The sequence below is a fragment of the Gilliamella sp. WF3-4 genome (genome assembly GCF_001690275.1).
GTDB lineage: Bacteria > Pseudomonadota > Gammaproteobacteria > Enterobacterales > Orbaceae > Gilliamella > Gilliamella apicola_C.
On the sequence record NZ_LZGW01000003.1, the window covers coordinates 58,340 to 76,657 of the forward strand.

Annotated in this window: 17 protein-coding genes; 12 read left to right on the plus strand and 5 right to left on the minus strand. The window is 35.7% G+C overall.

Going from position 1 to position 18,318, the window contains the following annotated elements:
• Positions 1-22: 22 nt before the first annotated feature.
• From hemH to orn, 3 genes are read right to left on the minus strand one after another with little or no spacing between them, the layout of a single operon-like run.
• Positions 23-1,003: a ferrochelatase gene (hemH, locus tag A9G47_RS01380; RefSeq protein WP_065567363.1), complete on the minus strand. Its 981-nt coding sequence runs from the start codon at positions 1,001-1,003 to the stop codon at positions 23-25.
• 9 nt (positions 1,004-1,012) lie between these two features.
• Positions 1,013-2,284 carry a lipid IV(A) 3-deoxy-D-manno-octulosonic acid transferase gene (gene waaA, locus A9G47_RS01385; protein WP_065579940.1) on the minus strand — a complete coding sequence of 424 codons (1,272 nt, stop codon included), beginning with the start codon at positions 2,282-2,284 and terminating at the stop codon, positions 1,013-1,015.
• A 9-nt stretch (positions 2,285-2,293) separates the two neighbouring features.
• Positions 2,294-2,857, minus strand: coding sequence for an oligoribonuclease (orn, locus tag A9G47_RS01390; protein ID WP_065641989.1), 564 nt, complete (start codon positions 2,855-2,857; stop codon positions 2,294-2,296).
• Between the two features lie 79 nt (positions 2,858-2,936).
• Here orn and rsgA point away from each other — a divergent pair, with 79 nt between their 5' ends.
• Positions 2,937-3,965, plus strand: coding sequence for a small ribosomal subunit biogenesis GTPase RsgA (rsgA, locus tag A9G47_RS01395; protein ID WP_065641990.1), 1,029 nt, complete (start codon positions 2,937-2,939; stop codon positions 3,963-3,965).
• A gap of 482 nt (positions 3,966-4,447) precedes the next feature.
• Here the strand turns inward: rsgA and A9G47_RS01400 are convergent, their stop codons facing one another.
• Positions 4,448-5,002 carry an HdeD family acid-resistance protein gene (locus A9G47_RS01400; protein ID WP_065579938.1) on the minus strand — a complete coding sequence of 185 codons (555 nt, stop codon included), beginning with the start codon at positions 5,000-5,002 and terminating at the stop codon, positions 4,448-4,450.
• Positions 5,003-5,190: 188 nt separating this feature from the next.
• Positions 5,191-6,864, minus strand: a complete 1,674-nt coding sequence (dauA, locus tag A9G47_RS01405; RefSeq protein WP_065567367.1) for a C4-dicarboxylic acid transporter DauA — start codon at positions 6,862-6,864, stop codon at positions 5,191-5,193.
• A gap of 476 nt (positions 6,865-7,340) precedes the next feature.
• On the opposite strand from dauA, the gene plsB reads away from it, so the two are divergent.
• The 11 genes from plsB (at position 7,341) to A9G47_RS01460 (ending at position 18,261) form a co-directional block, all read left to right on the plus strand.
• On the plus strand, positions 7,341-9,767 hold the full coding sequence (plsB, locus tag A9G47_RS01410; RefSeq protein WP_065567368.1) for a glycerol-3-phosphate 1-O-acyltransferase PlsB: 2,427 nt from the start codon (positions 7,341-7,343) through the stop codon (positions 9,765-9,767).
• Positions 9,768-9,844: 77 nt separating this feature from the next.
• Entirely contained in the window at positions 9,845-10,174 is a 330-nt protein-coding gene (locus tag A9G47_RS01415; RefSeq protein ID WP_065567369.1) for a hypothetical protein, read from the plus strand.
• Between the two features lie 33 nt (positions 10,175-10,207).
• Positions 10,208-10,486 carry a hypothetical protein gene (locus A9G47_RS01420; RefSeq protein ID WP_065567370.1) on the plus strand — a complete coding sequence of 93 codons (279 nt, stop codon included), beginning with the start codon at positions 10,208-10,210 and terminating at the stop codon, positions 10,484-10,486.
• A 123-nt stretch (positions 10,487-10,609) separates the two neighbouring features.
• On the plus strand, positions 10,610-10,930 hold the full coding sequence (locus A9G47_RS01425; protein ID WP_065567371.1) for a DUF7716 domain-containing protein: 321 nt from the start codon (positions 10,610-10,612) through the stop codon (positions 10,928-10,930).
• Positions 10,931-11,014: 84 nt separating this feature from the next.
• Positions 11,015-11,416 (plus strand): hypothetical protein, encoded by a 402-nt coding sequence (locus tag A9G47_RS01430; protein WP_065567372.1) that lies wholly within the window; start codon positions 11,015-11,017, stop codon positions 11,414-11,416.
• Positions 11,417-11,651: 235 nt separating this feature from the next.
• Positions 11,652-12,020 (plus strand): Imm41 family immunity protein, encoded by a 369-nt coding sequence (locus A9G47_RS01435; RefSeq protein WP_065641991.1) that lies wholly within the window; start codon positions 11,652-11,654, stop codon positions 12,018-12,020.
• A gap of 50 nt (positions 12,021-12,070) precedes the next feature.
• Entirely contained in the window at positions 12,071-12,370 is a 300-nt protein-coding gene (locus A9G47_RS01440) for a hypothetical protein (protein ID WP_065641992.1), read from the plus strand.
• Positions 12,371-12,551: 181 nt separating this feature from the next.
• Entirely contained in the window at positions 12,552-13,100 is a 549-nt protein-coding gene (locus A9G47_RS01445) for a hypothetical protein (protein WP_065641993.1), read from the plus strand.
• A gap of 415 nt (positions 13,101-13,515) precedes the next feature.
• A complete protein-coding gene (fdnG, locus tag A9G47_RS01450) occupies positions 13,516-16,584 on the plus strand; it encodes a formate dehydrogenase-N subunit alpha (protein WP_081301501.1) in 3,069 nt (1,022 codons plus the stop codon).
• A 17-nt stretch (positions 16,585-16,601) separates the two neighbouring features.
• Complete coding sequence (gene fdxH, locus A9G47_RS01455; protein ID WP_081295828.1) at positions 16,602-17,576, plus strand: formate dehydrogenase subunit beta; 975 nt, start codon at positions 16,602-16,604, stop codon at positions 17,574-17,576.
• Complete coding sequence (locus A9G47_RS01460) at positions 17,569-18,261, plus strand: formate dehydrogenase subunit gamma (protein WP_065567375.1); 693 nt, start codon at positions 17,569-17,571, stop codon at positions 18,259-18,261. The genes fdxH and A9G47_RS01460 overlap by 8 nt, the downstream gene beginning before the upstream one ends.
• The last annotated feature ends 57 nt before the right edge of the window (positions 18,262-18,318 follow it).

An 18,318-nucleotide genomic window follows, 5' to 3' on the forward strand; every position in this document is an offset into this window, starting at 1 on the left:
CAAGTTACTGTGTTTTTGAATATCAGTTTTTAAGTTTAACTGGTTGAATATAATTTATTAAATCTATAATTAAATTAATCTGTAAATGAGTGTCATTTAATGCAGGAATATAATAAAAGTTTTTGCCACCTGCATTTAAAAAAACTTCTCGATTTTCTTCGTCAATTTCGTAAATGGTCTCAATACAGTCTACCGAAAATCCTGGGCAGATGACTTGCACATTTTTAACGCCTCTTTGAGCTAAAATTTGTAGTGTGCTACTGGTGCTTGGTGTAACCCATTTACCTTTGCCAAATTTGGATTGATAAGCCATTTGAATGGGGATATTTATACCATTTTCTCGACATTTTTTGACTAATAACTGCGTGGTCATTTCGCAACGTTGTATATAATCATCATTGCGGTTATGGATATAACGCTCAGGAATGCCATGATAAGAAAGCACAAGCACGTCAGGTTCTCCTTGGTGGTGAAAAGCCTGTTTAATTTGTAGATAAAGTGCATTGATATAGCTTCGATGATCGGCATAATCTCGAATATAGTCAATATGATCAATGATATTGAGCGAAGTTATAATTTGCTTGATTTTATCAAGTACTGCGAGTGTAGTGGTTGTTGAATATTGTGGAAAGAGAGGTAATACTGTAATTTTTGTGCATGATCGCAGGTTATTTAACGCAGATTGCAAATTGGGATCGCCATAAGTCATGGCTAATTCACATTGAATATTAGGTAAATGGTGTTGTAATTTATCACATAATAATCGGCTATAATGCAATAAAGGCGAGGCGTTATTTATCCAGATTTTTTGGTAATGATTAATAATATAAGGCACTCGTTTAGGTATTACGCGGTACTTTAAAATTGGATACCAAAGCAGTTTTGGCAAATCAACTACATGCCGATCAAGCAAAAACTCGGTTAGATACTGCTTTATTGCATCTGGCGTTGCCGCATTTGGTGTGCCTAGATTAACTAGCAATAATCCTTGTTTTTTGTCCATAAGCGAGCCTTATTTGACACAAAGATAAGGGTTGATAACATCAAGAAGCCTACCTAGTGCGCCTTGATTTTGTTTTAATACTTGATAAGCATTTTCGCCAATCTGTTTACGATTGGTGTTATTTTCTAAAAGATCATTAATTGCTGAATAAAGGGAAGCTGGGGAGCTATCACAAATGATCATCCCTTTAGCTGCAATAAGCTGTTCACAAATAACTTTAAAATTGAAAAAATGTTCGCCACTAATGATAGGAATATGGTGGAGAGCTGGCTCTAATGGGTTATGCCCACCATGTTTCACTAAACTACCGCCAACGAAAGCGATATCGGCAAGACCGTAAAGCGTGGCTAACTCGCCCATTGTGTCGCCTAAAATGACTTGCGTTTGTTTAGTAGGAACTTGCTTACTACTACGGTTTATATAAGTTAACCCGTGATCATTAATTAATTTTTCAACTGCTTTAAAACGCTCTGGATGGCGAGGAACAATAATTAATAGTAAATCAGGATGTTTGGTTAACAAAAGTTCAAAGGCAGCTAGGATGATTTCATCTTCACCATGATGTGTGCTTGCAGCGATAAAGACAGGTTGGTTTAATTGCCATTGTTGCTTTAGCTTTGTGGTTGTTTGCCGCTGTTGATCCGTTAAATTAATGTCAAATTTGATACTACCTGTTATCGCTAAATGATCGTTTGGCAACCCCAATGCGACAAACCGTTCGCCATCTTGTTTATTTTGAGCTGCCACTATACTGATTTTTGACAATAATTTACCAATAGCCGATCCTAGTTTGTGATATCTGTTAGCAGAGCGTTGCGATAATCTAGCATTGGCAATAACCAATGGAATATTTCGTTTATGGCACTGGCAAATAAAATTAGGCCAAAGCTCCGTTTCCATAATGATAACTAACTTAGGCTGGGTCGTTTTTAAAAAACGATTTATCGCGCAAGGTAAATCATAAGGTAAATATACATGATTGACACTATCGCCGAGCAATGCTTTAACTCGCTCAGATCCTGTTGGCGTCATGGTAGTAACAGTAATAGGTAAATTAGGGTATTGCTGTTGTAGCGCTTTAATGAGTGGAATCGCAGCAATCGTTTCACCGACCGATACGGCATGCACTAAAATACTATTAGCTTTCACTTTATTTTTACAAAAACCATAGCGCTCACGCCACCGCTTTCGATAAGCCGGAGCTTTACGACTGCGCCAAAGTAACCTTAGCCACACTAAGGGCTGAATCAAATATAATAAAACGGTATATAAAATTTGCATATCAATCAATTATCTTGATAGATCAAAAAAGTGCTGACGATAATAAGCCAGCTCGGCAATTGAATCACGAATATCATCAAGCGCTTGGTGTGAGCTCTGTTTGCTAATTCCTTTTAATATTTCAGGCTTCCAACGTTTGGCTAATTCTTTGATGGTACTGACATCTAAATAGCGATAATGAAAATAGCTTTCTAAATTAGGCATGTAGTTGAATAAAAAACGGCGATCTTGACCAATGGTATTACCGCAAATAGGTGAGCAGTTTTCAGGTACCCACTGTTTTAAAAATTCGATAGTCTGCTGTTCGGCTTGCTGTTCAGTGATAGTGCTTTTTCGAACACGTTCAATTAATCCTGATTTACCGTGGGTGTTTTGGTTCCACTCATCCATCAATGCTAATTGCTCATCAGATTGATGAACCGCAATTACAGGTCCTTCAGCAAGAATAGTTAAGTTAGAATCAGTCACAACAGTTGCAATTTCAATAATACGATCGGTTATTGGATTAAGCCCCGTCATTTCAAGATCGATCCAAATAAGATGACTACTGTTAATTTGTGGTTGGTTGTTCATAATTTTTGATAGAAATTTTCTTTTTGATACGCAGTAGTGTAGCATAACTGACAATCTGTTTTAGCAAAAAATGAGTACTATGGCAAAAAATCGACTTTCCAATAATCAAAAAAGACGTGTGGCGGCAAAACATCAACAACGATTAGCCATAAGGCAAGATGAAAACCTAGCAAGTTTTTCATCACCTCGTGATGGTGTGGTGGTAAGCCGTTATGGTAAATCGGCTGATGTTGAAGATAGTGGTGGGCTTATTTATCGGTGTAGTATTCGACGTACGTTACCTTCGTTAGTGACTGGTGATAAAGTGGTGTGGCGTGAAAGTTTAGAGCCAAACACCAACGGTATTATTGAAGCCGTTCACCCTAGGCATTCTGAACTTGTTCGACCTGATTTTTATGATGGGGTAAAACCTGTTGCAGCTAATGTTGATCAAATCGTGATTATTTCCGCTGTTTTGCCAGAGTTATCACTTAATATTATCGATCGCTATTTAGTCGCTTGTGAAAGTACTGATATACAACCTATTATTGTTTTAAACAAAATTGATTTACTCAATGATCAGCAACGCGCTGAGGTTGAAAAACAATTGGCGATTTATACTCGTATTGGTTATCAAGTGTTGTATGTTTCATGCCAACCTCAACAAGGTATTGCGGTATTACAAGATATCTTGCAAGGTAAAGTTTCAATTTTAGTTGGTCAGTCTGGTGTGGGTAAATCAAGCATTATAAATTTGCTATTACCTCATCAATCACAATCGGCGATGACTGGTGGTATTTCAGAAATATCTGGTCTTGGGCAACATACAACAACCTCGTCAAGGCTCTATCATTTACCCAATGGTGGCGATATTATTGATTCACCAGGAATACGTGAATTTGGCTTATGGCATCTAGAGCCTGAACAAGTGATAAGTGGCTTTAAAGAATTCGATAACTATCTTGGCGGTTGCCATTTTCGTGATTGTAATCACTTTGATACGCCAGGTTGTTTGCTACAAAAAGCCGTGCAAGACGGTAATATTGCACCATCCAGGCTTGCCAACTATCATCGAATTTTACAAACAATGCAAGAAGTAAAAGCGAAAACCAACAAAAGCTATAAATAATTAGCTATTTTTTACAATAGCAACGCTTTTGCTGGCATTAAAATATGCAAAAAAAACTAAATATAATTAAAAAATCATCTACTTATAAATAAGTGGGTTACTAGGTTGTAACAGCGTAGACTAGTTAAACCAAGCAAAAAACTTCAATAAAATCAATGGCTTTTCTGAATGATTTTTAAGGGTAGTATGCATACAATTTGTATATTCGCAATTTGTATACCTACTGAAAGTGATTATTGTCGCTATTTTGTATGGGAATGCGCCAATACCTAAAGTAAATTGCCTGCTTAAAATATGAAAAGGTCGTCATAAGAGATTGTTTTTGCATGTAACGCTCTAAATATTTAACTATTTTAAATAAAAATTAATGCTTTAACCAAAAATTAAAAAACTAAAAACCTAAACGACATTAAACATTGATCTGCTCACAATCAGTGGCCACCGCTAATGGCAAATAGCTTGATTGTGGGCAGTGAATGAACCTATTTACTATTGATGGTCTTTAAAGCAAAACCAATAGCGACATATGCCCAACCTTGGAAAATAAGATCAATACCTAAAAACATACCTAAAACGTAAAGGCTGTCGTATGGCCAACCAGTGATAATCATAAATCCTAAAATGAGGGTGATAATACCTGATGTGAGTATCCACCCCCAACGAGGTAAATCACGGTTATTCATAGCAGCAAATATTTGCGTAAAACCACTCATAATTAACAAAAAGGAAACCACTAAAGTTAAAGCGGATGAAACGGTAACAGGTTGAAAAAATGACATTAAACCAATAAAAATGTATAGTACCCCCATTACAGCCCATAGTGCAGATTGACCGAAACTTTTAACCTGAAATGAATGTAGTGCTTGGATAATACCAGCGATCAAAATTAATGAACCAATAACATAGACCGAAAAAACAGTTGCAATGAACTGATAACCTAATGCGAAGCCTCCTAATATAATTAAAATAACACCCACTAAAATAAACCAGTTTGATTTTTGTTTAAGACCGTAAAAATTATTTTGGTTAGATATCATATTACTTTCCTATTTTATAAGTTAAATTTGGGTTTGAAATTAAAATCACTTTTAAGACAGGTGGTTTTGTCACAAGTGATTAATCAGTGAAAAGAAAGGCTGTGATACAATTCATTGCACAGTAATTGTTTTATCAAAACAATTACTGTGCATATAAATTAGACAATATAATAAAACTAAATTTACAATTAATCTTTATCTTTCAGTGCTTCGTCTAATGTTGAATAGAACATGAGTTTGTTAGAAATAGGAACAATTTTAGCTCTAGCTAATGTTTTTAATGGCTGAAATTGTAACTCACAGATTGATAAATCAACATTTTCAGGCAACTCATCAATAAAATGTATTAAAGCATTAAGCCCACCAGCATCAAGTATGGGTACCGCATCCCATTGTAGTATTATGTGTTGATATCCATTAATCTTTTGATAAATTTCTAAAAAGGTACGTTCAGCAGCAGCAAAAAACAGCGGCCCATTAATACGAAGTACTAAAGTTTTGTCATTACTGCGATTAAGTTCAACTAAACGCGTCATTCGGGCTATTCTGCGCATAAATAGAATTGATGCAAGCACGATTCCCAATGTAATAGCTATCACCATATCAAATAGTACGGTTAGTGACATACAAAGCAACATAATTAAAATATCGTCTTTAGGTGCACATTTGATAATATAAATAACACGTTGAACCGCACTCATATTCCATGCCACGATAAGTAATAGCGCAGACATAGCCGAAAGTGGAATAAATGATAATGCTGGCGCAAAACAGATAAGTGCCAGTAAAACAACCAAGGCATGTAATACCGCCGCAATCGGTGAAGTTGCTCCCGCTTTGACATTAGCTGCCGACCGCGCGATAGCAGCAGTTGCTGAAATTCCACCAAAAAACGGCGCAATAATATTACCTAACCCTTGGCCAATGAGTTCACTATTTGAATGATGTTTGGTATGCGTCATTTCATCTAATACCACTGCACACAATAACGATTCTATAGCGCACAACATCGCCATGGTAAGTGAAATCGGTAATAAAGCGCTAAGTGTTGACCAATCCCATTTAAAATCAGTATGTTGCCAAGGTAAAGCAAATTCTGGTAGTACAGAGGGTATACCATGCCCTAGGGTATTATCGGCTAATGTATAGGTAAAACGTGAACCAATTGTTTCAATTTGATAGCCAAATTGATTAAAGATAAACATGACTATAATACCGGCAACGAGTGCAGGTAAGTGGCCAGATATTCTTAATTTAAGCCTTGGCCACATAATTAATACTATTAGTGTTACAGCTCCGACTAAGGTGTCTGCTATATTGATGGTAGGTAGTGCTTTAGTTAGCTCAATCACTTTACTAATATAACTTTCTGGCATATGTTCGAGCTGCAAGCCAAAAAAATCTTTAATTTGCATAGTTGCTATCGTGATAGCAATACCGGATGTGAAGCCTAATACAACAGGTAATGGTATATATTCGATTAATCTACCTAAGCGAATTATTCCCATTAATATAAGAAATATGCCAGATAGTAGTGTTGCAATGAGTAATCCTGATAATCCATATTGTAATGATACGGGGTACAAAATAACGACAAATGCGGCAGTAGGGCCAGAAACACTAAAGCGAGAACCACCCGTTAATGCAATAATAAAGCCTGCTATAATTGCGGTATATAGCCCATGCTGCGGTGGCACGCCACTTGCAATTGCTAATGCCATTGCTAAGGGGATAGCAATAATACCAACCGTAATTCCAGCAATCAAATCCTTGATAAAACGAGTTGTATTATAAGGGGTCGTTATACATGCTGATATAAATGCAATGCTAATTTTGGTGCGAGAAAGGCTATATAATTTCATTGTGTTTAATAGACTTATGGGGAATTGTTTGAGATGCTTAATAAGATAATCTTTTTTACAAAAAATAAAAGAGTGTTACAAAAATAATCATCTTTTTTATAAATTAGATAGGCTATACTCAGTAACTTGAGAAAAAAATCAAAGATAAAAATTTACTTATAAAATCAGCATTGGAAATAAAAGCCTGTTACATTCGTGGCGTTGATAGCATTAAACCGATATAATATGACTATCATGTTACTATATCGTTATCATCTTATCTTTTAGTGGATTTTAAATCATATAGTCTAAAGGTTGTGCAAATTTGCTAACGATTAAACGATAACAGTATATACTTAATTCATTGCTTATCTTGATGCCCCAAAAGAGCACTATGTCTGTTTACAAGCAAAATACTTGCTTGTGGTGGGTTGATGGGTAAACAATTAATGTCAGTTAAGTATATCAATAACACAAAGGTATGAGGTTTATTTTTTATGTTTTCTTGGTGGGCTAAAGCTTATTTTTTTCTTATCCAAATCTTGGTGAAACTTTTTGTGAAAAGTAAACCTGTTCCTACCGATCCAATAATAGAATTAGACCTTGATACCGATAAACCAATTTTATATGTCTTACCTTATAACTCTCAAATCGATTTGATGGTGTTGCGATCGCTTTGTTTGCAATATAATTTACCAGATCCACTAGCTGGCTTAGATATCAATGGTAAAAACATTCCTGCTTACATCTATATTGATAAAGGACCTGGTATTTTTGCCTCTAACCAACAAAAAAATAAAGCAATTGAAATTTTAAGAGATTATATTTCAGCACATCAACAAAATCATGATCTTGATGTCCAAATGTTACCTGTTTCGGTTATGTTTGGTCGCAAGCCTGATATCGAAGGGAAGAAAAAACTATCATTACAGGTACTTGGCGCAACTAGCAAATTTTTAAAAATCATCACGTCAGGCAGAGATTGTTATACTCGATTTTCTCGTACAGTTTCATTTAAAGATATTCATGTTGATAAACAGCAAGATCTTCCTATTTTAGCGCATAAACTAGCACGCGTTGCACGCATCCATTTCGCCAAACAACGTATGGCATCCATCGGACCTAAGCTTCCTGTTCGTCAAGCGATGCTAAATAACTTACTAAAAAAGCAAGTAATTAGCGAAGCAATACAAGAAGAAGCAAAAAGTAAAAATATTGACCTTGATAAAGCAAAGAAAAACGCATTAGCGATTTTAAATGAAATTGCCGCTAATTTTTCTTATCGTATGCTACGAATAACCGATTTTGTGCTGACCTGGGCGTGGAATAGGCTTTATCAAGGTCTTAAAGTCACTAATGCCGATCCTGTTCGAGAGCTTGCCCAAAATGGGCATGAAATTGTCTATGCTCCTTGCCACCGCAGCCATATGGATTATCTATTACTTTCTTATGTGCTTTATCGACAAGGATTAGTTCCTCCTCATATTGCTGCTGGCATTAACTTGAACTTTTGGCCAGCAGGACCCATTTTTAGGCGATTAGGCGCCTTTTTTATTCGCCGTTCATTCCGAGGTAATAAACTTTATACATCCGTTTTTCGAGAATATTTAGCGGAACTTTTTATCCGTGGTTATGCTGTTGAATATTTTGTTGAAGGTGGACGATCTCGTACAGGTAGATTACTCGATCCTAAAACAGGTATGTTAATGATGACAATTCAAACATTATTACGTGGTGATGCAAGACCCATTACCGTTGTTCCTGTTTATATTGGTTATGAGCATGTGTTAGAAGTCGCTACCTATGCCAATGAGTTACGAGGAGCAAAGAAAGAAAAAGAAAGCTTGTGGCGTACTCTAAAAGCATTTTTAAAATTAAAAAAATTGGGATTTGGCTATGTGAATTTTGGTCAACCAATACCGTTAAATCAGTTTTTAAACCAACAAGTTCCAGAATGGCGAGATGCAATCGAACCGACTGGTACTCAACGCCCGCAATGGTTAACACCAACAACCAATTTACTTGCTAAACAAATTATGGAGCACATCAACTCTTCAGCTGCAATCAATGCAATGAACTTATGCTGTTCAATATTATTAGCGGCAGATCAACGTGCATTAACGAAAGTTAGATTAATTGAACTGATTGATTATTTGTTAAAATTATTAAAAAATATTCCTTATTCAGAGTTGATAACCATTCCAGAACAAACGCCAGAAGAATTGTTTGAGCATGCCAAAGAAATGGGAAAATTTGTTATTACCACAGACGAAGCTGGCGAAATTGTTGGTTTAACTAACGAACAAGCGGTTTTAATGACTTATTATCGTAATAATATTCAGCATTTACTGATTATTCCAGCTATTGTGGCCAGAATTTTACTCAAACATAACCGGATTTCATCGGATGAAGTTTTAGAACAAGTAAAACGACTTTTTCCGTTAATCAAATCAGAGCTATTTGTTTATCACAATGATGAACAACTCACTGAATATGTAGATAAAATTATTAAAATCTATGCCGAATTAAACCTAATTTGTTATTCGCCAGATAAATTAACACTAAACTACTTAAAAATGTCGGAATTACAATTAATTGCTTCATCATCTAAAGATACATTGCAACGTTATGCTATTGCATTTTCTTTATTGCAAAAAGATCCAACAATTAGCCGTGCAACACTAGAAAAAGAGGCTCGACTCATTGCTGAACGATTATCCATTTTACATGGTATTAATGCCCCTGAATTCTTTGATAAAGGCGTATTTTCCACATTAGTTGCATCACTAAGAGAGCAAGGTTATTTAGATGATAAAAATGGCTCAAACTTAGCTAAAATTGAAACGATGAACAAAACACTTAAGCCTTTAATTACAACTAGAGTAATGCAAACTATCGATGATATAAACCCATTAATCAAATAATTCAAAAATACGCTAATTCGGAGATAACTTTAATGAAGTGCAATATTATTTGTTCATTGTAAGCTAAAGGTTATAACATGGTAGTTAACATCATTCTGCAAGAAACAATCAATGAGCAAGATTTTATCTTGTTGGCTAACAAATGGCAGCAAAATGCATCGGTTATCATTGAATCATTATTAGAAAATAATGAAGCTAAAAACCGTATTTTTAATCTTGCTCTAAACTATATTCCAAATTCATTTGCCGAAGCTGTCATTGATATTTTTCTTGAAGATAGTACTTTTATTATTCGTGATGATGATCTGCTAAAATGTGCAAAGCAAGGCTCTATGGGTTTAAAAAAGAGCATTTGTTATCGTAAAAATGTGCCTCAATATATTATTGATTTATGTAATTTTTATTAATCAACATATTATCTACGCTAGGAAATATAAAATATGTTAGATTTTTCCTATTTATCGGATCAAGATGGCAGTAAATCATCTCTGGTTTTAAATGATAAAAAAGCCCAATTGCTTGATCACGCTTTTACTTATTTAAGACAAAAAACTGGCATTATGATTGATCCTTATGGCCAAACAAGAATCTATCCAGACCATCAAAAAATATTAATCAATTTGTTACATCAGCATAATGACAGCGAGATCCAAAAACTCGTTTTGCTATTTAAGCAAGCATCCAGTGAGGATGAAATAATTCTTGCTGATGGTGATTAAATGGATAAATTATTTATTTAGCCATAATGACACTTACCTCAAGTTGCATTAAACTAATGTGTATTTATTACAAACGTTTATTACAAATGCAACGCTCTCATGCAAGTTATTTAAGAGGAATTTATGGATTTTATCGCTATACGTGATGTGCTTTCTAACATAAAGGATATGCCAAATCATTTTTTTTATCTTCCTGCTGATCACTCCTCTTGGACACTTGATACACAAGGTCGGTTTTTGGATGATGATGCGTTAAATAATTTTGATTCAGGTCTTTCCCAAAAAGCAATAGAAGAAGACTGGATCCCAACGCTAGAAAAAGCCGATATTGAAGATATTATTGAAGTTGCTAACAATGAATTAGGTAATCCAACATTAGAAGATTTATTTAACTCTTTTATTTTCTATATTGAAAATGACGCTTTTTTACAATATGCTGATTAAACATAAATGGCATATGTTTTTTACACAATATGCTTGTTTAACACAAATAGTACTAGCACATAAATTATGTTATAGCATTTAAGCATGGTGATGTCTTCTAATAAAAAAGTGATCGAATTGATATCACATTTATCAACTCAACTTAATCAATTAGGCATTTTATTACAAACCAATATTGCTGATCAATTTACAGTACATAATATGGCTAGCTATGTACATATTGATATCTTAAAACACCGAATTTATCTTCGCTTCAAATTATCAATTAACGGCATTGAGCTATTTGATAACGATATCATCAATATTCAAATCACAGAGGGTATAATACATGCCACTTGCACCGTTTATTCAAATTATGGTATCGATAATGTAATGAAATACCAAAACGATCTAGATGATTTTGAGCTGGCAATCTTCGACAAAATTTTCATAGAATTATTGTCATGTATTACATCACATATTAGCTTGCTGACCCAAAGCAACTAAATAGCTTAACCCACGAAAATGATTTAAGTAACTTAACAACTTTCACTAAAGGCTGACTGATATAAATGGACATGACCCAATAATGAAGACTAAAAAAATTTAATTAAAGTATATGATTAGCTACTATTATTTGATAATTTAAAACTGCATAATTTGGGATTAAACTTTAGAGTATCATTTATAAGTAAACTATAAGTGAAGGTAGATAAACAATAAATAGAAAAGCCAATAGAAAATGAGCCATATACAAAACATCACTCAATTGGAAAACGCCATAATCCATCAAGCTCAAGCAGAAGATGAACAATCATTTTTGTATCAATTGCATGAACTAAGTTTTTTTGATAAATCAACATTTAATCAACTATTAAATAATTGCCAAGCCTTAGCAAAAACCTATCAACAGTTAGGAAAAACGAATAATTATAACGAGGTAGTAAAAGGCATTTTACTGATTTTTGAATATACACTATTTTCATTTTATTGCCATCATGCTGAGCATGATTACTTTCATATCAGCAATTATGGCGATGAACTAACCGCCAATGACATATCTGACTATTATGATAAAATCAGATTAATCACACAACAAATCATCTTATAAACGCATAAAATAATCACTTACATGACCAGCTCAATAAGGTATTTAAACAAATGGGATTAGATTTTATTATCCATATTGATAATCAACGGCAGGTACAATTTGTTATGAACGAAGATCTACATAGTAAAATATTTAGCAAATCAACAAATTGGCGTAGCTTTAAACAATTAAAAAAAATCAGTGATTATTACAAAACTGATGCCGTTTTTAATAGCAACGAGCTAACAACATTAATAGCAGATTTGATGCAAATCACCCAACAAATCGATGATTTTCAAGATGAATTACAACAGCTTATCACTAAACTGAGTCAGAAAAATGCCAAACTATTACGCGTTACTAGCGATTAGTCATACTTAGATTACTATCCACTCATCCCCATAGCTCTATCAATTTTATCATGAATGACATAAATTGAGGCAAACTGTACAATATACAATTTATCTGGCTGGTTTTGATAATTATGTCGATAAGCAATCAAACTGATAGCAAAAATGAGACAGCAATGTGCAAACTTCAGGATGGTAATCAATGATTGATTTTACTGCTGATATTATTAGTTATAAATCAATGGCTAATATTCAAATTGGTGATAACATTCTTTCTTATCTCGATGAAATGTATCAATATTTTGATGTTAACTACCAAGAACACGAGCTTCATTTTTCAATGGGTGAGATGACTAGACAGAGTTTTTATTCATTAAATGATGATACATTGACGCTAACAACCACATTTGATGGCGATATCATTGGCATAGGATGCAACCAAAACTACCAAGGTAAATACCAAAATCAATATAAAAATGAATTATATGCTGGTATTACCATGGAAGAGCTATGCTCTTTGAGCAAATTTCAGAAGATTGTATATGGCACACTGATTGTTGATAACGATTATGGCTTATATTTTACGTTACCCTCGCCTTATGACGAAATTGCCGACACGCTAAAAGACATCCCCTATGATTTAAAGCTAAATGAAATTTACGTAGCGGATAATTCCAGCTGGCAGCTTAAGCCACAAAAAAAGAAAAAGCCTAAAAAGCGCAAAATTGCCAAACCTTATTCTTATTTTTAATATTAATAAGCAATAATCTAATATGCATTACTAATTAGGTGCTGTGACTTAACTATATCCACTTAAAACACTGCTAAAGTGCCCATTATTAGATAGGGATGCACGAAAGAAAGATCTGACTAAACCATTTAGTTAATATTTTTAACTTGTCATAATCAAATCGAAAGCTTGTCAAATTAAGGTGTATATTTTACCTACAACTTATTTATATCAATATGATTTCCTTTTCATCTTTTCGGCAATTAAAACGAGCATGAGCTTATTTTTTGACATATGTCAAACTTTGGTAATTCATACTGGCATTTTCCTTTATTTCTGCATAAGAAACGATTATTATTGATATAAATAGGAAAGTTTATAGCTTTAAAAATATAATAAATTAAATAATGTAATGTCAGTTTTCTAAGGAGTCCATATGCTATTTAACCGTAGACAGTTCTTTAAGATCTGTGCTGGTGGTATGGCAGGAACAACCGTCGCCACATTAGGACTCGCTCCAAATGTGGCGCTCGCACAAACTCGCCAATTTAAATTACTCAAATCAAAAGAAACCCGTAATAACTGTACCTATTGTTCTGTTGGATGCGGAATGTTACTTTATAGTCGTGGAGATGGTGCAAAAAATGCTGAATCATCTATTTTTCACGTAGAGGGCGATCCCGATCATCCTGTCAGCCGAGGATCACTTTGTCCGAAAGGGGCAGGTGTACTTGATTTTATAAAAAGCGAACAACGTGTTAAATACCCAGAATATCGAGCCCCAGGCTCAGATAAATGGCAACGCATTAGTTGGGATGAAGCCATTGACCGCATCGCTCGTTTAATGAAAGAAGACCGAGATAAAAACTTTATTGAAAAAAATAAAAATGGCACCACAGTAAATCGCTGGACAACCACTGGTTGGCTTGTTACATCAGCGGCTAGTAACGAAACGGGTTGGTTAGCATTTAAAGTTGCTCGCGCTTTAGGTATGTTAAGCCTTGAAACCCAAGCTAGGGTTTGTCATGGTCCTTCTGTATCAAGTTTAGCTGCCACCTTTGGTCGTGGCGCTATGACCAACAACTGGAATGATATCAAAAATGCTAACGTTGTTATCGTGATGGGAGGAAATGCGGCAGAAGCTCATCCTGTTGGTTTTAAATGGGCAATAGAGGCAAAAATTAATAATGGTGCAGAATTAATTGCAATTGATCCGCGTTTTCATCGAACCGCTTCGGTTGCAGATCATTATGTTCCCATTCGTGCGGGCTCTGACATTGCATTTTTGCTCGGTATTATTAATTATCTTATTACTAATAATGAAGTTAATTTCGACTATTTAGTCACACACAGTAATGCTAGCTTAATTGTGCGTGAAGATTTTAATTTTGACGCAAATAGCGGTTTATTTAGTGGCTATGATGCAACTAACCGCCAATATGATCAAAGCAGTTGGGCATATCAAAAAGATGAAAATGGTTATGCCCTTCGGGATAAAACACTAAGCCACCCTCGTTGCGTTTGGAATCTATTAAAACAGCATGTTAGCCGTTATACCCCTGAAATGGTAAATAAGGTCACTGGTAGCCCAATTGATGGGTTTTTACATGTTTGCCGTTCACTCGCTAGCACAAAAACCCATGATAGAGCCGCAACCTTTTTATATGCATTAGGTTGGACTCAACATACTTATGGCACACAAATCATCCGCACAGCGGCGATGATCCAACTAATCTTAGGCAATATAGGTGTCATGGGGGGGGGAATTAATGCGCTACGCGGGCATTCAAATATTCAAGGATTAACCGATGTCGGCTTGTTATCCAATCGTTTACCAGCCTATCTTGATTTGCCAAAAGATTCTCAAGTTTCACTTACTCAGTATTTGGAAGAAAAAACACCAAAACCACTTGGTCCAAGTGAAGTGAACTTTTGGGGAAATTACCCAAAATTCTTTGTCAGTTTTATGAAGTCGATGTATGGTGATAAAGCGACTATAGATAATGATTGGGGATTTGATTGGTTACCCAAATGGGATAAAACCTATGATATCTTAAGATTCAGTAAAATGATGCGTGATGGTCAGGCTAATGGCTTTATCTGCCAAGGTTTTAATCCTCTTGCTGCACTCCCAGATAAAAATAGCATCCGTGACGGCTTATCTAATTTAAAATTTTTAGTTAACATTGACCCAATGCCAACAGAAACGGCTGAGTTTTGGAAAAACCATGGTGAATCCAATGATGTTGACTCTAGTAAAATTCAAACAGAAGTCTTTAGATTGCCGTCAAACTGTTTTGCTGAGGAAAACGGAACAATAGTGAACTCTTCTCGCTGGCTACAGTGGCATTGGGCAGCAGCTCGCCCGCCTTATGAATCTTTATATGATCCTGAAATTATTGCTCGTATCTTTTTAAGAATCAAAGAACTATATGCTCAAGAAGGGGGTGCCTATCACGATCCAATTGATAACTTAGTTTGGGACTATGAAGATCCTCAAGGGCCAGCGGCTGAAGAATTAGCCAAAGATTACAATGGGCGTGCGCTGGCTGATATCACTGATGCCAATGGCAATGTGATTCTTAAAAAAGGACAGCTACTCAGTGGCTTTTCACAATTAAAAGCAGATGGTACAACCTCATCAGGCATTTGGATATTCTGTGGATCTTGGACTGAGCAAGGCAACCAAATGGCACGACGCGATCCAAGTGATCCATCAGGTAAAGGCATTCATGCAGGTTGGGCTTGGTCATGGCCGATGAATCGACGCGTACTTTATAATCGCGCTTCAGCAGATGAAAACGGTCAGCCGTGGGATCCTAAACGAGTTTTAGTAAAATGGAACGGCTCAAGCTGGGTTGGTAATGATGTGCCTGATTTTACTGCAACATTATCACCAAATACAGGGGCAGGCGCCTTTATTATGAATAACGATGGTTTAGGTGGATTGTTTTGCTTAAACCGATTAGTCGATGGTCCATTCCCAGAACATTATGAACCGTTTGAAACACCTATTACTAATAATCCATTACATCCAAATCAAGTAAGTAGCCCTGTAGCACGTGCATTTAAAGAAGATTTGGAACGCTTAGGAAAGGCTAGCCAATTCCCTTACGTGGGCACGACGTACAGCATTACTGAGCATTTTCATTTTTGGACGCAACATGCAAGGCTGGCTTCAATTACTCAGCCTGAGCAATTTGTTGAACTAAGTGAAAATCTTGCAAATAAAAAAGGCATAAAGGTAGGTGATACCGTAAAAGTGACGTCATACCGAGGTTATATCAAAGCGAAAGCCGTTGTCACTAAACGACTTCCGACATTAACTGTTGATGGTAAACAAATCGAAACCATTGGAATTCCAATTGTTTGGGGATTCACTGGTCAGACAAAGAAAGGATTTTTGGTTAATGAATTAACACCACATTTAGGTGATGCGAATTCACAAACACCAGAATATAAATCATTTTTAGTCAATATCGAAAAAGTCACCACAGCGGCATAAGGGAGGAAAACTATATTATGTCATTACAAACTCAAGATATTATTCGCCGCTCTGCAACCAATACATTAACTCCAGCGCCACGGGCTCGCGATTATCAACAAGAAGTAGCTAAATTAATTGATGTGACAACGTGCATTGGCTGTAAAGCTTGCCAAGTAGCTTGTAGCGAATGGAACGATCTTCGAGCTGAAGTTGGTAATACCGTTGGTGTTTATGACAATCCTGCAGATTTAGAGCCCAAAGCATGGACTGTCATGCGATATTCAGAAGTTGAAGTTAACGGCAAATTTGAATGGCTTATTCGCAAAGATGGCTGTATGCACTGTTCTGATCCTGGGTGCTTAAAAGCTTGCCCATCAGAAGGTGCTATTATTCAATATGCTAATGGTATTGTGGATTTTCAATCTGAACATTGTATAGGTTGTGGTTATTGTGTCGCAGGTTGCCCATTTAATATTCCCCGAATTAGTAAAGAAGATAATCATTCATATAAATGTACTTTATGCGTAGACCGTGTGGCAGTTGGGCAAGAACCTGCTTGTGTAAAAACATGCCCAACTGGCGCCATTCATTTTGGTACAAAACAAGATATGATTCGCCATGCAGAGAATCGAATTATAGACTTGAAAAAACGAGGATTTGCACAGGCTGGGCTTTATGATCCACAAGGCGTAGGCGGCACTCACGTTATGTATGTTTTACACCATGCAGATCAACCTGAACTTTATCATGGCTTACCTAAAGATCCGCAAATTAGCGAAGTGGTTAAATTCTGGAAAGGTATTTGGAAACCGCTATCGGCGGCAGCATTTATTGCAACATTTGGCGGCTTACTATTCCATTATATGGGAGTAGGCGCAATTGAGGTAGATGAACAAGACATTGAACAAGAAAAAGAAGCCGATAACCAAGCTCGAAAACGCCTAGGTTTACCCATTTTTCGGCGTAAACATAGTTCCCCATTGTCACAACAGGAGAATCATCATGAATAAGCAAAACATGATATTAAGAACCCCTCTTCTTGTTCGCTTCTGTCATTGGTGCATGGTTTGCCTTTTCATTTTAACGGCACTATCGGGGCTATCCTTGTTTTTCCCATCCATTAAATTATTTGGGTTGGTGCTCGGCACTCCACAGTTAGTCAGAGCATTACATCCCATTATTGGTTGTATTGTCTTTGTACTGCTGATGTTTATGTTTTTAAAACTTGCTCATCATAATATTCCAAATAAACAAGATCTGTTATGGATAAAAAACTTTAAAAAAGTGATTATGGGTAAAGAAGAAGGTATTCCCATTGGTAAATATAATGTCGGTCAGAAATTTTTATTCTGGTGCATTATGAGCTTAATTTTGGTCTTGTTTGTAACTGGAATGATCATGTGGCGACGATACTTTTCTGATTATTTTCCAATACCAGTTGTGCGTATTGCGATATTCTTTCACTCGCTTGCTGCTATTGGCTTAATTTTACTTGCTATTGGTCATGCTTATATGGCAATTTGGGTTAAAGGATCTATTAAAGGAATGATAACAGGCTATGTATCACGAGCTTGGGCTCGCAAAAATCATTCGGCTTGGTATGAAGAAGAAATGGATAAAATTTATCAAAATGAACTCAATACAAAAGCAAAGTCTGAAGTAGAATCAGCGGATGTTAAACATAAACCAGCATGATAACACTCTCTATCTCTAATTGTATTTACCGCTGATAGTTACTATCAGCGGTATTAT